The organism is Streptomyces sp. NPDC046557, assembly GCF_040645975.1.
Taxonomy (GTDB): Bacteria; Actinomycetota; Actinomycetes; order Streptomycetales; family Streptomycetaceae; genus Streptomyces.
In genome coordinates this window covers 1-16,382 of the sequence record NZ_JBEYZH010000026.1, presented here as the reverse complement: position 1 = coordinate 16,382, position 16,382 = coordinate 1, and the positions used below count along the sequence as shown (strand labels likewise).

At 73.3% G+C, this 16,382-nt stretch carries 13 protein-coding genes; 11 read left to right on the top strand and 2 right to left on the bottom strand.

What is annotated here, in order from left to right:
* Window positions 1-54: 54 nt before the first annotated feature.
* Window positions 55-3,759: a glycosyltransferase family 2 protein gene (locus tag ABZ934_RS28780; RefSeq protein ID WP_361318660.1), complete on the top strand. Its 3,705-nt coding sequence runs from the start codon at window positions 55-57 to the stop codon at window positions 3,757-3,759.
* On the top strand, window positions 3,756-5,261 hold the full coding sequence (locus ABZ934_RS28775; protein WP_361318658.1) for a DUF5719 family protein: 1,506 nt from the start codon (window positions 3,756-3,758) through the stop codon (window positions 5,259-5,261). Before ABZ934_RS28780 ends, ABZ934_RS28775 begins: the two co-directional genes overlap by 4 nt.
* Here ABZ934_RS28775 and ABZ934_RS28770 read toward each other — a convergent pair.
* Window positions 5,246-5,629 (bottom strand): metallopeptidase family protein, encoded by a 384-nt coding sequence (locus tag ABZ934_RS28770; RefSeq protein ID WP_206308958.1) that lies wholly within the window; start codon window positions 5,627-5,629, stop codon window positions 5,246-5,248. The two genes, ABZ934_RS28775 and ABZ934_RS28770, sit on opposite strands and share 16 nt — an antisense overlap.
* A gap of 283 nt (window positions 5,630-5,912) precedes the next feature.
* On the opposite strand from ABZ934_RS28770, the gene ABZ934_RS28765 reads away from it, so the two are divergent.
* The 8 genes from ABZ934_RS28765 to ABZ934_RS28730 all read left to right on the top strand — a co-directional run bounded on the left by ABZ934_RS28765 (window position 5,913) and on the right by ABZ934_RS28730 (window position 13,956).
* Window positions 5,913-6,287, top strand: coding sequence for a DUF3499 domain-containing protein (locus tag ABZ934_RS28765; RefSeq protein WP_361318655.1), 375 nt, complete (start codon window positions 5,913-5,915; stop codon window positions 6,285-6,287).
* Window positions 6,288-6,375: 88 nt separating this feature from the next.
* Window positions 6,376-7,746, top strand: coding sequence for a phosphomannomutase/phosphoglucomutase (locus ABZ934_RS28760; protein ID WP_361318653.1), 1,371 nt, complete (start codon window positions 6,376-6,378; stop codon window positions 7,744-7,746).
* 123 nt (window positions 7,747-7,869) lie between these two features.
* Entirely contained in the window at window positions 7,870-8,055 is a 186-nt protein-coding gene (locus ABZ934_RS28755; RefSeq protein ID WP_136217718.1) for a Trm112 family protein, read from the top strand.
* Between the two features lie 74 nt (window positions 8,056-8,129).
* Window positions 8,130-9,263 carry an SIS domain-containing protein gene (locus tag ABZ934_RS28750; RefSeq protein ID WP_361318651.1) on the top strand — a complete coding sequence of 378 codons (1,134 nt, stop codon included), beginning with the start codon at window positions 8,130-8,132 and terminating at the stop codon, window positions 9,261-9,263.
* A 55-nt stretch (window positions 9,264-9,318) separates the two neighbouring features.
* A complete protein-coding gene (gene manA / locus ABZ934_RS28745) occupies window positions 9,319-10,476 on the top strand; it encodes a mannose-6-phosphate isomerase, class I (RefSeq protein WP_361318649.1) in 1,158 nt (385 codons plus the stop codon).
* 95 nt (window positions 10,477-10,571) lie between these two features.
* A complete protein-coding gene (locus ABZ934_RS28740) occupies window positions 10,572-11,528 on the top strand; it encodes a cation diffusion facilitator family transporter (RefSeq protein WP_361318647.1) in 957 nt (318 codons plus the stop codon).
* Window positions 11,529-11,790: 262 nt separating this feature from the next.
* The gene (ahcY, locus tag ABZ934_RS28735; protein ID WP_361318645.1) at window positions 11,791-13,227 is read left to right on the top strand and encodes an adenosylhomocysteinase; all 1,437 of its coding nucleotides are present in this window, start codon (window positions 11,791-11,793) and stop codon (window positions 13,225-13,227) included.
* A 111-nt stretch (window positions 13,228-13,338) separates the two neighbouring features.
* Window positions 13,339-13,956: a hypothetical protein gene (locus ABZ934_RS28730; RefSeq protein ID WP_361318643.1), complete on the top strand. Its 618-nt coding sequence runs from the start codon at window positions 13,339-13,341 to the stop codon at window positions 13,954-13,956.
* Window positions 13,957-13,977: 21 nt separating this feature from the next.
* Here ABZ934_RS28730 and ABZ934_RS28725 read toward each other — a convergent pair whose 3' ends face one another.
* A complete protein-coding gene (locus ABZ934_RS28725; protein WP_361318641.1) occupies window positions 13,978-14,883 on the bottom strand; it encodes an RDD family protein in 906 nt (301 codons plus the stop codon).
* Between the two features lie 124 nt (window positions 14,884-15,007).
* Between ABZ934_RS28725 and ABZ934_RS28720 the strand changes: the two genes are divergently transcribed.
* Entirely contained in the window at window positions 15,008-16,015 is a 1,008-nt protein-coding gene (locus ABZ934_RS28720) for a stage II sporulation protein M (RefSeq protein ID WP_361318639.1), read from the top strand.
* The last annotated feature ends 367 nt before the right edge of the window (window positions 16,016-16,382 follow it).

Genomic DNA, 16,382 nt, shown 5'->3' with positions numbered 1-16,382 from the left:
TCCCCCAGGACCCGTCCCGGGGGAACCCCCCACGGTCGGAGGGCCCGTACCGCGATGTCCCCGCTCAGCAGCTCGACGGCCTCCCATCAGGCGGCCGGCGCACCCGAGTTCCCCCGGCACGTCGTCACCGCCGTCCTCGTCGCCCACGACGGCGCCCGTTGGCTGCCCCGCACCCTCGCCGGCCTCCTCGCCCAGGAACGCCCCGCGCAGCGCCACGTCGCCGCCGACACCGGAAGCTCCGACGACTCCGCGCGCCTGCTCGCCGAAGCCCTCGGCCCCGACAACGTTCTCCACCTCGCCCGCCGCACCGGATTCGGCACCGCCGTGGACGAAGCCGCCCGCACCGCCGGCGTGCCGACCCTTGAGGACCTCCCGTACCTCACGCGCCCCAGCGGCTGGGACCCCGTCAGCCGTACCTGGCGCGACGACGCCTACGACCTCCCCGAACTCCCCCACGGCGAACCCGTCCAGTGGCTCTGGCTGCTCCACGACGACAGCGCCCCCGAGCCCGACGCCCTCACCGAACTGCTGCGCGTCGCCGACGAGAACCCCGACGCGGCCGTCATCGGCCCCAAACTCCGCGGCTGGTACGACAAGAGGCAGCTCCTCGAAGCCGGCGTCACCATCGCCCGCGGCGGCCGCCGCTGGACCGGCCTCGACCGGCGCGAACAGGACCAGGGCCAACACGACCAGATCCGCCCCGTCCTGTCCGTCTCCACCGCCGGCATGCTGGTGCGCCGCGACGTCTACGACGCCCTCGGCGGCTTCGACCGCCGCCTGCCCCTCATGCGCGACGACGTCGACCTCTGCTGGCGCGCCCACAGCGCCGGCCACACCGTGCTCGTCGCCCCCGACGCCGTCATGCGGCACGCCGAGGCCGCCGCCCGCGAACGCCGCACCGTCGACTGCGCCGGCCGCTCCGCCGTCAGCCCCCACCGCGTCGACAAGGCCGGCGCCGTCTACACCGTGCTGGCCAACTCCTCCGGCCGCGCCCTGACCTACGTCCTCCTGCGCCTGATCGTCGGCACCCTGCTGCGCACCTTGGGCTACCTCATCGGCAAGGCCCCCGGCCAGGCCGTCGACGAGTTCACCGGCCTGCTCGCCACCCTGCTGCGTCCCGGCCGGATCCTCGCCGCCCGCAAGGCCCGGCGGCGCCCCGCCATCCCCGCCGCCGAGCTGCGCCCGCTCTTCCCGCCGCCCGGCTCCACCGTGCGCGCCAACGCCGAACAGCTCGCCGGGTACTTCGGCGCGGACAGCGACACCGACACCGCCGGAGCGAGCCGGCACGGCGCCGCCACCCCCCTCGAACCGGGCTCCGAAGACGCCGACTACCTGGAGATCGAACAGTTCGCGCGGCTCAAGCGGATCGCCCGCAAACCCGCCCCCGTCCTGTTCGCCCTCCTCCTGCTCGTCTCCCTCATCGCCTGCCGCGCCCTGCTCTTCGGCGGCTCCCTCATGGGCGGCGCCCTGCTGCCCGCCCCCGACCGGGGCCTCGACCTCTGGCGCGCCTACACCTCCGACTGGCAGCCCGTCGCCGCCGGGACCACCGCCGGCGCACCGCCCTACCTGGCCGTCCTCGGCGCCGTCGCCACCCTGCTGTTCGGCTCTGCCCAGGCCGCCCTCACCCTGCTCCTCGTCTGCTCGGTGCCCCTCGCCGGACTGACCGCCTACTTCGCCTCCCGGCCGCTCGTCGAATCCCGACTGCTGCGCGCCTGGGCCGCCGTCGCCTACGCCTTCCTGCCCGCCGTGACGGGCGCCCTCGCCGCCGGCCGCCTGGGCACCGCCGTCCTCGCGATCCTGCTGCCGCCGCTGGCCCGTTCCGCCGCCACCGCCTTCGGCCTCGCCGCGCCCGCCGACTCCCCGGACGGCAACGGCGGCAATGGCGGCAGCGGCGGCAACGGCAATGGCGGTGACCGGCGCGCGGTGTGGACCACCACCCTCCTGCTGACGCTGGCCACCGCCTTCACCCCCGCCCTCTGGCCGCTCGCCGCCGTCCTCGGCGTCGCCGCACTCCTCTCCCGCCCCGCCCGCCGCGCGGCCCACGCGCTCCGGTTGCTCGCCGTCCTCGCCGTACCGCTCCTGGCCCTCGCACCCTGGTCCCTGGGCCTGCTCACCCACCCCGACCGCTTCCTGCGCGAGGCCGGCCTGCCCTACGTCACCGGCCCCGCCACCGCCCTCGACCTGCTCGGCGCCGGCCCCGGCGGCCCCGGCACCACCGGCGCCGCCCTGCTGCTCGGCGTCGTACTCGCCGCCCTCGCCGCCCTGCTGCGCGCCGACCGGCGGTTCGCGGTCCGCGCCGCCTGGACCACCGCCCTGGCCGCCCTGCTCCTCGCCGTCCTCGTCAATCGGAGCGGCTGGGCGGGCCCCGCCACCCTCGTGTACGGCCTCGCCCTGCTGACGGCCGCCGTGGTCGGCGCGGACGGCGCCACGGAACGCGTCGCCGCCCGCAGCTTCGGCTGGCGCCAGCCGCTGGCCGCCCTCATCGCGCTCGGCGCCGCCGCCGGCCCCCTGCTCTGCGCCGCCGGCTGGATGGTCGCCGGCGCCGACGGACCCCTCCGGCGCCGCGACCCCGTCCAGGTCCCCGCCTTCGTCGCCGCCCAGGCCGACGACAGCAACCGCAGCCGCACCCTGGTCCTCGGCGGCACCTCGCCCACCACCGTGTCCTACGCCCTCGTCCGCGGCTCCGGCGCCCGACTCGGCGACGCCGAACTCCTCGCCGAAGCCGGCGCCGAACCCCGGCTGGCCAAGGTGGTGTCCAGCCTGGTCTCCGGCTCCGGCGCCGACCAGTCCGCGCAGTTGGGCGGTTTCGCCATCCGCTACATCGTCCTCCCCGCCGACGGGCCCCGGCAGTTCCGGCAGGTCCTCGACGCCACCCCCGGCCTCAAGGCCAATCGGCAGGACGACGGCACCGCCGTCTGGGAGGTCGAACGCTCCCTCGCCCGCGCCGTCATCGTCCCCGGCAAGCAGGGGCAGGCCCCCATCGCCGTCGAGGCGGGGCCCGTCGAGGCCCACACCAAGATCCCCGCCGGGGACGAGGGTCGGCTGTTGCGGATCGCCGACCGGGCCGCCCCCGGCTGGCAGGCCACCCTCGACGGCAAGCCCCTCAAGGCCAAGACCGTGGACGGCTGGGCGCAAGGCTTCGAACTGCCCGCCAAGGGCGGCCGCCTGGACCTCGCCTACCAGGACTCCCTCGCCCGGGACGCCTGGCACTGGGCGCAGGGCCTGCTCGCCCTGCTGCTGCTCGTACTGGCCCTCCCGGGCCGCCGGGCCCGGCTCGACGACGACCTTCCCGAGGAAGGCGCCGCCGTCCCGGAGCAGCCCGGCCCCGGTGAGGGCCGGCGCGCCCGCCGGCTGCGCGCGGGAGCGGAGCCGCAGGCCGAGGCGCCGGCCCCCACCGAAGCCGCCGTCGCCGCCGACCCGTACGCGCAGATCCCGGCGCAGCCGACGTACGGCGACCAGGGTTACGGGGAGCAGGCGTACGGGGACCGGGGCTACGCGGACCGCACGTACGCCGACCAGGGCTACGGCAACGGCGACCAGGCGTACGCGGAACCGGCGCCCGGCGAGGAGACGTACGCCTACCCGGCCTACCCGTACGAGCAGCAACAGCAACAGCAACAGCAGCCGTACGCCGAGCCGTACCCCTACCCGCAGGCGCCGTACGACCCGTACCAACAGCAACAGCCGCACCAGCAGGAACAGCCGCCGTACACCTACGGACAGCAGGACCCGCGCCAGGACGGGAGCCCCCAGCAGTGAAGCAGCGCGCCCCCCTCACCCTGGCGGCCGTCGCGGCGGCACTGGCCGCCATCACCGGCATCGCCTCCCTCACCGCCCCGGCCGCCGCCCCCGCCGACGCGAAGAAGGCGGCCGGCTCCCGGATGCCGGTGGAGCAGTCCGTGCTGGTGTGCCCCGCACCCAGCTCCTCCGACATCGCCGAGACCACGTACACCTCGATCACCCCCGGCGCCGCCGGCGGCAAGGGCGCGGCCCGGCTCGCCACCAAGGACGGCAAGACGGTCCTGGAACCGAAGGAGCCGGGCAAGCCCGTCGGCGCGAACGCCTCCGGCGCCGAGGCACCCGCCCTGACCGGCACCGCGAGCGGGAGTCTCGCCCCCGGCTGGACCGCCCAGCAGACGACGAAGGTCGCGGTCGGGCAGGCGCGGGGCCTGCTCGGAGTCGGCTGCACCAACCCCGGCACCGACTTCTGGTTCCCCGGCGTCAGCACCGCCAAGGGCCGCCAGGACTACATCCACCTCACCAACCCCGACGACACCGTCGCCGAAGTGGACATCAAGCTCTACGGCCCGGACGGGCTCCTCAAGGACAAGCCGGGCAGCCCCGACCGCGTCTTCCAGGTCGACCCGCACTCCACCGCCCGTGTCCTGCTCTCGCCCCTCGTCCCCGACACACAGGTCGCGGACGTCACCGCGCACGTCACGACCGGCTCGGGCCGGGTCGGCGCCTCCGCGCAGATCTCCGAGGACGGTGTCGGCGCCGACTGGCTGCCGGCCTCCACCGACCCGACCGGGTCCCTGGTCCTGCCGGGCATCCCGGCCGACGCCACCTCCGTACGCCTGGTCGCCTACGCGCCCGGCCAGGACGACGCCGACCTGAAACTCCGCCTCGCGGGACCGGGCGGCACCCTCACCCCGGCCGGGAACGAACAGCTGCACGTCAAGGCCGGCATGACGGCGAGCGTGGATCTCAAGGACGTGACCCGCGGCGAGCCGGGCTCGCTCCTGCTGACCCCGGCCGACCCGAAGAAGCCCGTACCGGTCGTCGCCGCGGTACGCGTGGTGCGGGGCAGCGGCACCAAGCAGGAGCTGGGCTTCGTCCCGGCCACCTCACCGGTCGGCGCGCGGGCGACCGTCGCGGACAACCGCTCCGACGACAAGGCGACCGTCCTGGCCCTCACGGCGGTCGGCGCCGACGCGAAGGTGCGCGTCACCGCCTCGGCGGGCACCGAGGGCGGCGGGCCGGCCGTCCGGGAACTCACCGTCAAGGCCGGCACCACCCAGGCCCTCTCCCCGCCCCCCGCCCCGACCGGCGGCAAGGGGGCGTACGCCCTGACGATCGAGACGCTCTCCGGCGGACCGGTCCACGCCTCGCGGACCCTGACGCTGCCGCAGGACGGCATCCCGATGTTCACGGTCCAGCCGTTCTCCGACGACCACTCGACGGTGGCCGTGCCGAAGCCATCGCAAGACCTGGGGGTCCTCTTCCAAGGCCCCGTACCCGCGGGTCAGTCCTGGCCGTAGCGCGGGTCCACGATCTCCGGGGAGAGCCCCAGCAGGTCCGCCACCTGTTCCACCACGATCTCGTGGACCAGCAGCGCCCGCTCGTCCCGTGACTTCGCGCGGATCTCCACCGGCCGCCGGAACACCACGATCCGGGCCGGCCGGCCCTCAGCCGCCTCGGCGATCCCGCCGAGCGGCACGGCCTCGTCGTTCCAGCCGCCCTCCGGGCCGCCCGGCGGCCCGGGCACGTCCGCGACGACGAACTCCACCTCGGCCAACTGCGGCCACCGCCGCTCCAGCCGCTCCACCGAATCGCGCACCAGGTCACCGAAGAGCTCCGACCGGCTCGCCGCCAGCGGGACCTGAGGAGGCGCCACCGGCCCCCGCATGCCCCGCCCGTGCCGGTCACGCCGGCGCGGCCGCGGCTCGGCAGCAGGGGGAGGGGAGCCGGCGGAGGAGGGGCCAGGAGGGCTCGGGGGAGTCAGCGGGCTGTCCGTCACCCCCGCAGGGTAGCCCTCACCCGGCCGCCCGGCAGGGGCCCGGCCCTGTCACGGACCGATGTCGTACCGCGAACGATCCGGCCAAGGTTCCCGCCCGTTCGAGGCGACACGGCCGGGTGGCCGACGGCGGAGTCGTCGCGGCCCGGTCAAGAGTGCGGTACCGTCCAACGTCGTGAGCCTTGTACGTCGCTGTTCGCGCACCGCGTGCGGCCGCCCTGCCGTCGCCACACTGACGTACGTCTACGCCGACTCGACCGCAGTTCTCGGCCCGCTCGCCACCTACGCCGAACCCCACTGTTACGACCTGTGCGCCGAGCACTCCGAGCGCCTGACCGCCCCCCGGGGCTGGGAAGTCGTGCGCCTGACGGACGGCGGCCCCCCGTCGCGCCCCAGCGGTGACGACCTCGAAGCGTTGGCCAACGCCGTGCGCGAAGCCGCCCGTCCGCACGACCGCGCCGCCGGGGCCGGCACGTCCGTACCGGGCCCGCAGGCCACCGGCGAGACCCGCCGCGGACACCTGCGCGTCCTGCGCTCGCCGGAATCCTGACGGCCCCCCGCCCCCTCCTCGCCCGAAACCCGGTACTCCGTCCAGGGTAGGTTTGCCCTACCGCACGGATCCTTCAGGAGGGCAGGCAGTGGCCGCAGATCTTTCGAACATCGTCAAGGCGTACGACGTACGGGGCGTCGTACCGGACGAGTGGGACGAGCCGCTGGCCGAACTGTTCGGTGCCGCCTTCGTCGAGGTGACCGGGGCGACGGCGATCGTCGTCGGACACGACATGCGTCCCTCCTCGCCCGGCCTTTCCGCGGCCTTCGCCCGCGGCGCCGCGGCCCGCGGGGTCGACGTCACGCTGATCGGTCTGTGCTCCACCGACCAGCTCTACTACGCCTCCGGCAAGCTCGACCTGCCCGGCGCGATGTTCACCGCCTCGCACAACCCGGCCCGGTACAACGGCATCAAGCTGTGCCGGGCGGGCGCCGCTCCGGTGGGCCAGGACACCGGGCTGGCCACCATCCGCGAGCTGGCGGAGAAGTGGTCGGACGAGGGCGCCCCGGCGATCCCCGCCGGCACCACCCCGGGCACCATCACCGAGCAGGACACCCTCGCCGGGTACGCCGAGCACCTCAAGTCGCTGGTGGACCTGCGCGGCATCCGTCCGCTCAAGGTGGTCGTGGACGCGGGCAACGGCATGGGCGGCCACACCGTCCCGACCGTCTTCGAGGGCCTGCCCCTGGAGCTGGTCCCGATGTACTTCGAACTGGACGGCACCTTCCCCAACCACGAGGCCAACCCCCTGGACCCGAAGAACATCGTGGACCTCCAGGCACGGGTGAAGGCCGAGGGCGCCGACCTGGGCCTGGCCTTCGACGGCGACGCCGACCGCTGCTTCGTCGTCGACGAGCGCGGCGAAGGCGTCTCCCCGTCCGCGATCACCGCGCTCGTCGCGGCCCGCGAGCTCTCCCGCAACGGCGGCAGCGGTGTCGTGATCCACAACCTGATCACCTCCTGGTCGGTCCCGGAGGTCGTCAAGGAGAACGGCGGCACCCCGGTGCGCACCCGCGTCGGCCACTCCTTCATCAAGCAGGAGATGGCCGCCTCCGGAGCGATCTTCGGCGGCGAGCACTCGGCGCACTACTACTTCAAGGACTTCTGGAACGCGGACACCGGCATGCTCGCCGCGCTCCACGTCCTGGCGGCCCTGGGCGGCCAGGACGGCTCCCTCTCCGACCTGGTGTCCTCCTACGACCGCTACGTCGGCTCCGGCGAGATCAACTCCACCGTCGCCGACCAGGCCGGCCGCACCGCCGCCGTCAAGGACGCCTACGCCTGCGGGGACGACGTCACCGTCGACGAACTCGACGGCCTCACTGTCACCACCGCCGACTGGTGGTTCAACCTGCGGCCATCCAACACCGAGCCGCTGCTGCGCCTCAATGTCGAGGCCCGGGACCTGGCCACCCTCGCCAAGGTCCGCGACGAAGTCCTGGCCCTCGTCCGCGCCTAACCGTCCGCGGGTAATGCACCCCCGCGCACACCCCCTGTGCCACCGTCACCGCCGGGCCGCGATCCAAGCGACCCGGCGGTACGCTGACCTCGCCCAAACCGCATGTTCGAAGGGAAGCGCACCATGCCGCTCGAAGCCGGCCTTCTGGAGATCCTCGCCTGCCCCGCCTGCCACTCGCCCCTGGAGGACAAGTCGGCCGACGCGGACGCCCCCGAGCTGATCTGCACCGGCCAGGACTGCGGTCTCGCCTACCCGGTCCGCGACGGCATCCCGGTCCTCCTCGTCGACGAGGCCCGCCGGCCCGCCTGAGCGCCGCGCCGCTCCGCCCGCACCACGACACCCCGCGCAGACCGCAGACGTCGTCAACCCCGCCGGAGGCCGCCATGCTCGACGAGTCCATCCTCGACGCGCCGGAGGAACTCGCCCGCGCCGACCGCCGGGGCCTCCTGCGCGGCGCCGCCGAAGCCGGGGCCCGCGTCCGCACCGCCGCCCGGCACGCCACCGAGGCCGGCCTCGGCGACCTGCGGCCCGAAGGCCGACCCCGCGCCGTACTGATCGCCGGGCCCGGCACCGCGGCGACCGGCGTCGCCGACCTCCTCGGCGCCCTCGCCGGAGCCTCCGCCCCCGTCACCCGCCTACACCCCACCGGCGTCGCACACGCCGCCGGGGCGCTGCGCTGGACCCTGCCCGGCTGGGCGGGCCCCGTCGACCTGCTGCTCGTCGCCACCACCGACGGCACCGAGCCCGGCCTCGCCGTCCTCGCCGAGCAGGCGTACCGGCGCGGCTGCACCGTCGTGGCCGTCGCCCCCGAGCGGTCCCCGCTGAGCGAAGCGGTGGACGGCGCGCACGGAGTCCTCGTACCGATGGCCAAGGCCCCCTACCAGGAGTACGACGAATCGGCCGCCGCCGGCCCCGGCGCCCTGTGGGCCCTGCTCACCCCGCTCTTGGTGCTGCTCGACAAGGTCGGCCTCGTCGCCGCCGCCCCCGACGCGCTCCAACTCGTCGCCGACCGGCTCGATCGCACCGCCGAACGCTGCGGGCCCGCGATCGCCACCTACTCCAACCCGGCCAAGACCCTCGCCACCGAACTCGCCGACTCGCTCCCGCTCATCTGGAGCGAGGGCGTCGCAGCCGGACCGGCCGGACGTCGCTTCGCCGCCACCCTCGCCGAACTCGCCGGCCGCCCCGCACTGGCCGCCGAACTCCCCGAAGCGCTGCCCGCCCACGGAGTCCTGCTCGCCGGGGCCTTCGCCGCCGGCGCCGACCCCGACGACTTCTTCCGCGACCGCGTCGAAGAACCCCAGGCCCTCCACGCCCGCGTCGTCCTGTTGCGCGACCGGCCCACCGGCGGCCTCAGCGCCGCGCCCGCCGCCCGAGAACTCGCCCTCGGCCACGACACGGCCATCAGCGAACTCGAACCGGAGGAAGGCGGCGAACTGGAACAGCTCGCCGAACTCCTCGCCGTCACGGACTTCGCCACCGCCTACCTCGCGCTGGCCTCCAGGGCACACGGCTGAGGCACCCGCCGGAGCCTCAAAAACACAACCCAATTCCACAGCCAGGAAGACGACGATGGACCGCCTCACGAACCCGATCCGCCCCTACTCCTGGGGATCCACCACCGCGATCCCGGGACTCCTCGGGGTGGAGCCCACCGGTGAGCCGCAAGCCGAGCTGTGGATGGGCGCCCACCCCGGCGCCCCCTCCCGGCTCGACCGGGGCGCGGGCGAACTGAGCCTGTCCGACGTCATCGCCGCCGACCCCGAAGGCGAACTCGGTGCCGCCGCCGTCGCCAAGTTCGGCCCCCGGCTGCCCTTCCTCTTCAAGATCCTCGCAGCGGGCGCGCCGCTCTCCCTCCAGGTCCACCCCGACCTCGCCCGCGCCAAGGAGGGCTTCGAGGACGAGGAACGCCGTGCCGTGCCCATCGACGCGGGCCACCGCAACTACAAGGACCCCAACCACAAGCCCGAACTGATCTGCGCCCTCACCCACTTCGACGGGCTGTGCGGCTTCCGCCCGCCGCTGGAGGCCGCCGACCTCCTCGAAGGTCTCGGCGTCGACTCCCTCAAGCCCTACGTCGACCTGCTGCGCGCCCACCCCGTCGACGCGGCCCTGCGCGAGGTCCTCACCGCCGTCCTGACCGCCGACCGCGCCGAGATGGCCCGTACCGTCGCCGACGCCTCGGCCGCCGCCGAGCGCCTCGGCGGCCCCTACGCGCCCTACGCGGGACTCGTCCACCACTTCCCCGGCGACCCCGGCGTCATCGCGGCCATGCTGCTCAACCACGTACGTCTCCAGCCGGGCGAAGCCATGTTCCTCGGCGCCGGCGTCCCGCACGCCTACCTCGACGGCCTCGGCGTCGAGCTCATGGCCAACTCCGACAACGTGCTGCGCTGCGGGCTCACCCCCAAGCACGTCGACGTCCCCGAACTGCTCAAGGTCGTCGTCTTCGAACCGGGCGAACCGGGCATCCTGCGCCCCGAGGACCAGGGCGAGGAGGTCTACGAGACCCCCATCGACGAATTCCGGCTGTCCCGGTACGTCCTGGCCCCCGGCGCCGCCCCGCGCACCCTCCCGGACACCGCCCCGCAGATCCTGCTCTGCACCGCCGGCCGGCCGCGCGCCGGTGAACTGACCCTGACCCCGGGCGAGTCGGTCTTCGTCCCGGCCGGCGAGAGCGCCGTCCTGTCCGGGTCCGGCACCGTCTTCCGCGCGACCGTCGTCATCTGACGTACCGTCCCTACGGGCGGCTGCTGCAACAATGTGCCGCCGTAGCGCGGCGCCCCGGCCAGGAGCGCCGTACCGAGGAAGGGACATCTGCACCCATGAGCGCGTCGGGCGGTACCAGGGCGATCGTGGCGGCACTCGCCGCCAACCTCGCCATCGCCGTAGCCAAGTTCGTGGCCTTCGTCTTCAGCGGCTCGTCGTCGATGCTCGCGGAAAGCGTCCACTCGCTGGCGGACTCCGGCAACCAGGGGCTGCTGCTCCTCGGCGGCAAGAAGGCCCAGCGCGAAGCCACGCCCCAACACCCCTTCGGCTACGGGCGGGAACGCTACATCTACGCCTTCCTGGTCTCCATCGTCCTGTTCACCGTCGGTGGCATGTTCGCCATCTACGAGGGCTACGAGAAGATCAAGGAGCCGCACGCGATCGAGGCGTGGTACTGGCCGATCGGCGTGCTCGTCTTCGCGATCGTCGCGGAGGGCTTCTCCTTCAAGACCGCGATCAAGGAATCGAACGAGCTGCGCGGCACCCAGACGTGGAGCCAGTTCATCAGGCGGGCCAAGGCCCCCGAACTCCCCGTCGTCCTCCTCGAAGACGCCGGCGCCCTCGTCGGCCTGGTCCTCGCGCTGGCCGGCGTCGGTCTCGCCCTCGCCACCGGCAACGGAGTCTGGGACGGCATCGGCACCCTCTGCATCGGCGTGCTGCTGATCGTCATCGCCGTCGTGCTCGCCGCCGAGACCAAGTCGCTGCTGCTCGGCGAGGCCGCCGGCCCCGAGCAGGTAGAGAAGATCCTGGCCGCCGCCGTCGACGGGAACACCGTCACCCGCGTCATCCACATGCGCACCCTGCACCTCGGCCCCGAGGAACTGCTGGTCGCCGCCAAGATCGCCGTCCGGCACGACGACACGGCGACCGAGGTGGCCCGGGCCATCGACGCCGCCGAGGCCCGCATCCGCGAAGCCGTCCCGATCGCCCGGGTGATCTACCTGGAGCCGGACATCTACCAGGCCGACGTGGCGCGCGCCGGCGCCGACCCCACCGCCGGTCAGGGCCACTGACCCCCCCGCCGCGCGTGCTCCAGGGCCCCGCCCCGGGGCCCGTAACCAGTCGGGACTTCGCCTCGTCCCCCGTTCCACTGGGGTCCACGGCACTGATCGGGTAGATTCGTCATCAGTGTCAGGCGTCGCTGCTGATGGCGGTCGGGCGGTCCTCGTGACCGGCCGAGGGGAGAGAGGGCCCCCGACGGACTGTGCTCAGTGCTCTGGTGCGCCAGCGCAGCCCAGCCGTACCCACCCTCTCGAACCATGAGGAGCAGCACCCATGGACTTCAAGGTCGCAGACCTGTCCCTTGCCGCGTTCGGCCGCAAGGAGATCACCCTGGCCGAGCACGAGATGCCGGGCCTGATGTCGATCCGCGAGGAGTACGCGGCGACGCGGCCCCTGGCGGGCGCACGTATTACCGGCTCCCTGCACATGACCGTGCAGACCGCCGTCCTGATCGAGACCCTCGTCGCCCTCGGCGCCGACGTCCGCTGGGCCTCCTGCAACATCTTCTCCACCCAGGACCACGCGGCCGCCGCCATCGCCGTCGGCCCGAACGGCACTCCGGAGAACCCGCAGGGTGTTCCCGTCTTCGCCTGGAAGGGCGAGACGCTGGAGGAGTACTGGTGGTGCACGGAGCAGGCGCTGACCTGGCCGAACACCCCCACCGGCGGCCCCAACATGATCCTCGACGACGGCGGTGACGCCACCCTCCTCGTCCACAAGGGCGTCGAGTTCGAGAAGGCCGGCGCGGCCCCGGACCCGGCCACGGCCGACTCCGAGGAGTACGCCCACATCCTGACCCTGCTCAACCGGACCCTCGGCGAGTCCCCGCAGAAGTGGACGCAGCTCGCGTCCGAGATCCGCGGCGTCACCGAGGAGACCACCACCGGTGTCCACCGCCTCTACGAGATGATGGCCGAGGGCACCCTGCTCTTCCCGGCGATCAACGTGAACGACGCGGTGACGAAGTCGAAGTTCGACAACAAGTACGGCTGCCGCCACTCCCTGATCGACGGCATCAACCGCGCCACGGACGTGCTGATCGGCGGCAAGGTCGCGGTCGTCTGCGGTTACGGAGATGTCGGCAAGGGCTGTGCCGAGTCCCTGCGCGGTCAGGGCGCGCGCGTGATCGTCACCGAGATCGACCCGATCTGCGCGCTGCAGGCGGCGATGGACGGCTACCAGGTCGCCACGCTGGACGACGTGGTGGAGATCGCGGACATCTTCATCACCACGACCGGCAACAAGGACATCATCATGGCCTCGGACATGGCCAAGATGAAGCACCAGGCGATCGTGGGCAACATCGGTCACTTCGACAACGAGATCGACATGGCCGGTCTGGCGAAGATCGAGGGCATCGTCAAGGACGAGGTCAAGCCGCAGGTCCACACCTGGAAGTTCCCCGACGGCAAGGTCCTGATCGTGCTGTCCGAGGGCCGCCTCCTCAACCTGGGCAACGCGACCGGTCACCCGTCGTTCGTGATGTCGAACTCCTTCGCGGACCAGACCCTGGCCCAGATCGAGCTCTTCACCAAGCCCGAGGAGTACCCGACCGACGTCTACGTGCTGCCCAAGCACCTCGACGAGAAGGTCGCCCGCCTCCACCTCGACGCACTGGGCGTCAAGCTCACCACCCTGCGCCCGGAGCAGGCCGCCTACATCGGCGTCCAGGTCGAAGGCCCGTACAAGCCCGACCACTACCGCTACTGATCCCTGCGGACACCGGTCCCCACGGACACCGATCCCTGCGGATCAAGCACCACCCCAGGCAGGCCCCCGGCACACCACCGGGGGCCTGCCCCGTACCCGAGGACCCCGACCATGCCCCGCGGCCGCTACTCGCTCCACGACCCGCACGACCACACCCCGCTCGGCGAGGAGCACTTCCACTGCGCCCCCGGCCCGAGCGGCTGGCGCTACGTCTCCCAACTGACCGCCCCCGACGGCGAGCACCGCGGCTCGGTGGACCTGGCGATCGACGAACTCGGCCGCCCCATCCGCATGGAGGTCAACGCCGCGAGCTGGCAGGTCCGCGGCGCCGCCATCGACGGCGTCACCTGGGTCCGCACCGACCCCACCGGCACCGAGGCCACCGAAGGCAACGTCCACGCCCTCGGCTTCACCGGCACCTCCCCGGCCTTCCTCATCGCGACCGCCCGACTGCTGCGCCTCACCCCGGGCGCCCCCGCCACCCGCGTCCGGCTCGTCGCCCTCACCGAACCGGTCCTCGCGCCGCGCACCCTCGACCAGGCATGGGCCCTGACCGGCCGCACCGAACACGCCACCGACAGCGGCCCGCTCCCGGTGGACGAATACCGCGTCAGCGCCCTCGACACCGGCGAGGTCCACACCGTGCACATCGCCGGCGACGTGGTCCTCTCCGCCCCCGGCATCGAACTGGAACACCTGGAGACCCCGCCCTCCGCCTTCACCGACTGAGGTCGGGCCCGCTCCCGCGCCTCAGGCGGGTGGCGCGAACCCCGGCCCGCCGCCGCGCGCCGGCGGCGCCACGGGCGCGGGCGGCACGTACGGGGCGGGCGCCGGCTGAGGTACCGGTCCCTGGACGGGCGCCGCGACCGGAGGACCGTACGCCGCGCTCCGATCGCCGTACGGCGCGATGGGCCGGAACGCCCGGGCCGCGTCCCGCGTCTGCCGCTCGTGCACCACCGCCATCAGGTACGCGGCGGCCGGCACGCCCGCCGGCGGCGGGGTCCCCGTACGCGCCACCACCTCGTCCGCCAGCTTCGCCGCCATCGCGGCGCCCGTCGTCGGGTCCAGCTGGTTCATCCGCGTCAGGTACTGCCGCACCGCCAACCACAGCCCGTCGGGCACCGCCGACAGGTCCACACCCGAGAAGCGCCCGGCCAACCAGGGCGGCGGCGCGGGCACCGGCATCATCCGCGCCCCGGGCACCCGCTCCCGTATCACCAGCGTCCCCGCGAACACGTCCCCGAGCCGCCGCCCCCGCTCCGACACCAGCGAGGCGATGCACGCCACCGCCCCGAACGTCATCTGCAACTCCACGACACCCATGGCGCCCCGCACCAGCGCGTGCCGGAACCGGATCGGCCCGCCGTCCTCCCGCACCACCCGCAACCCACAGGCCAGCTTGCCCAGCGACCGGCCGTGGCTCAGCGTCTCCACCGCGATCGGCACACCGACCAGCACCAGCAGGAACGTCGCCACTTGCACGGCCGCCCGCGCCGCCTCGTCCAGCGAAGCCGTCGCGAGCACCACCCCGAGGGACACGATCAGGTACCCGACGACGTAGACGAACGCGTCCAGCAGCACCGCCAGTGCCCGGCTCGGCAGCCTCGCCGGCCGCAACCCCAGGACGACCGCGTCCCCCGTCACCAGATCGCTCACTGATGCGCACCCTTCCCGTGACCTGACCCACCCCTGTGGCGATCAGTCTGCCAAGCTGACCACCGCAGCAGTAGTCGACGGTGGCCGGCAGCGGCCGCCCGGGGGCAGGGGAGCGGAAAACCGGATGGATGTCGACGTCTTCGTGGCGGCCCACCAGGCGCAGTGGGCACGTCTGGAACAGCTCCTCGGTCGCGGCCGACGGCTGACCGGAGCGGAGGCGGACGAACTCGTCGCCCTCTACCAGCGCACCTCCACCCACCTCTCGCTGATCCAGTCGAGCGCCCCCGACCCGATCCTCATAGGCCGCCTCACCCAGCTCGTCGCCCGAGCCCGCGCGACGGTGACCGGCGCCCGCCGGGCCGGCTGGCGCGACGCGGCCCGCTTCTTCACCGCCGGGTTCCCGGCCGCCGTCTACCGCAGCCGCCGCTGGTGGATACCGACGGCGGTGCTCTCCGTCGCCGTCGGCGTCCTCATCGGCTGGTGGATCGCCACCCACCCGGAGGTCCGGGCCGCCTTGGCGGCACCCGCGGACCTGAAGAAGATGACCCGGCCCGGCGGCGAGTACGAGACGTACTACTCCAGCCACCCGGCGGCGTCCTTCGCGGCTCAGGTCTGGACGAACAACGCCCAAGCGGCGGCGATGTGCCTGGTCCTCGGAGCGTTCCTCGGCCTCCCCGTGCTGTGGATCCTGTTCCTCAACATGGCGAACCTGGGCGCGGGCATCGGGCTGATGGCCGCCGCCGGACGCCTTGACGTCTTCCTCGGCCTGATCCTCCCGCACGGTCTGCTCGAACTGACGGCGGTCTTCATCGCCGCCGGTACGGGCCTTCGCCTGGGCTGGACCGTGATCGACCCGGGCCCCCGCACCCGCCGCACCGCCCTCGCCGAACAGGGCCGAGCGGCCCTCGGCATGGCCCTCGGTCTGGCCGTCGTCCTCTTCGTCTCGGGCCTGATCGAGGGTTTCGTGACCCCGTCGGGCCTCCCCACCTGGGCCCGCATCACCATCGGCGTCGCCGCCGAAGCGGCCTTCCTGACCTACGTCTACGTGCTGGGCGGCCGCGCCTCGCGGGCGGGCGAGGTCGGCGACGTCGAGGCCGCGGACCAGACGGCGACGCTCCCCACCGCGGCTTGATGTGCGCGGGGGCCGTGGGAGCTGCTAGTCTCCTCGTCTGTCCCGCCAGCACTCTTGACACGGTGCGAGCGGGGAGGTAGATTCAGACAGTTGCCCGAGCCGGACAGGTTCGGACGTGATGGTTTGAAGTCTCTCGCCCCAGGAATTGAATTCCAAGTGGGCACCTCCGCCTCATCACCCAAGCTTCGAAGCCGGGAAATCCGGCGGAAAAGTTCTGGTAGAGTCGGACTCGCCGAAAAGGGAAACGCGAAAGCGGAGAACTGGAAGGCAAACCCGCTTCGACCGGGAATCGGACACGAAAGAGTCTGATAGAGTCGGAAACGCAAGAACAAAACGAAGAACAAAGGAAGCGCCCGGAGGAAAACCC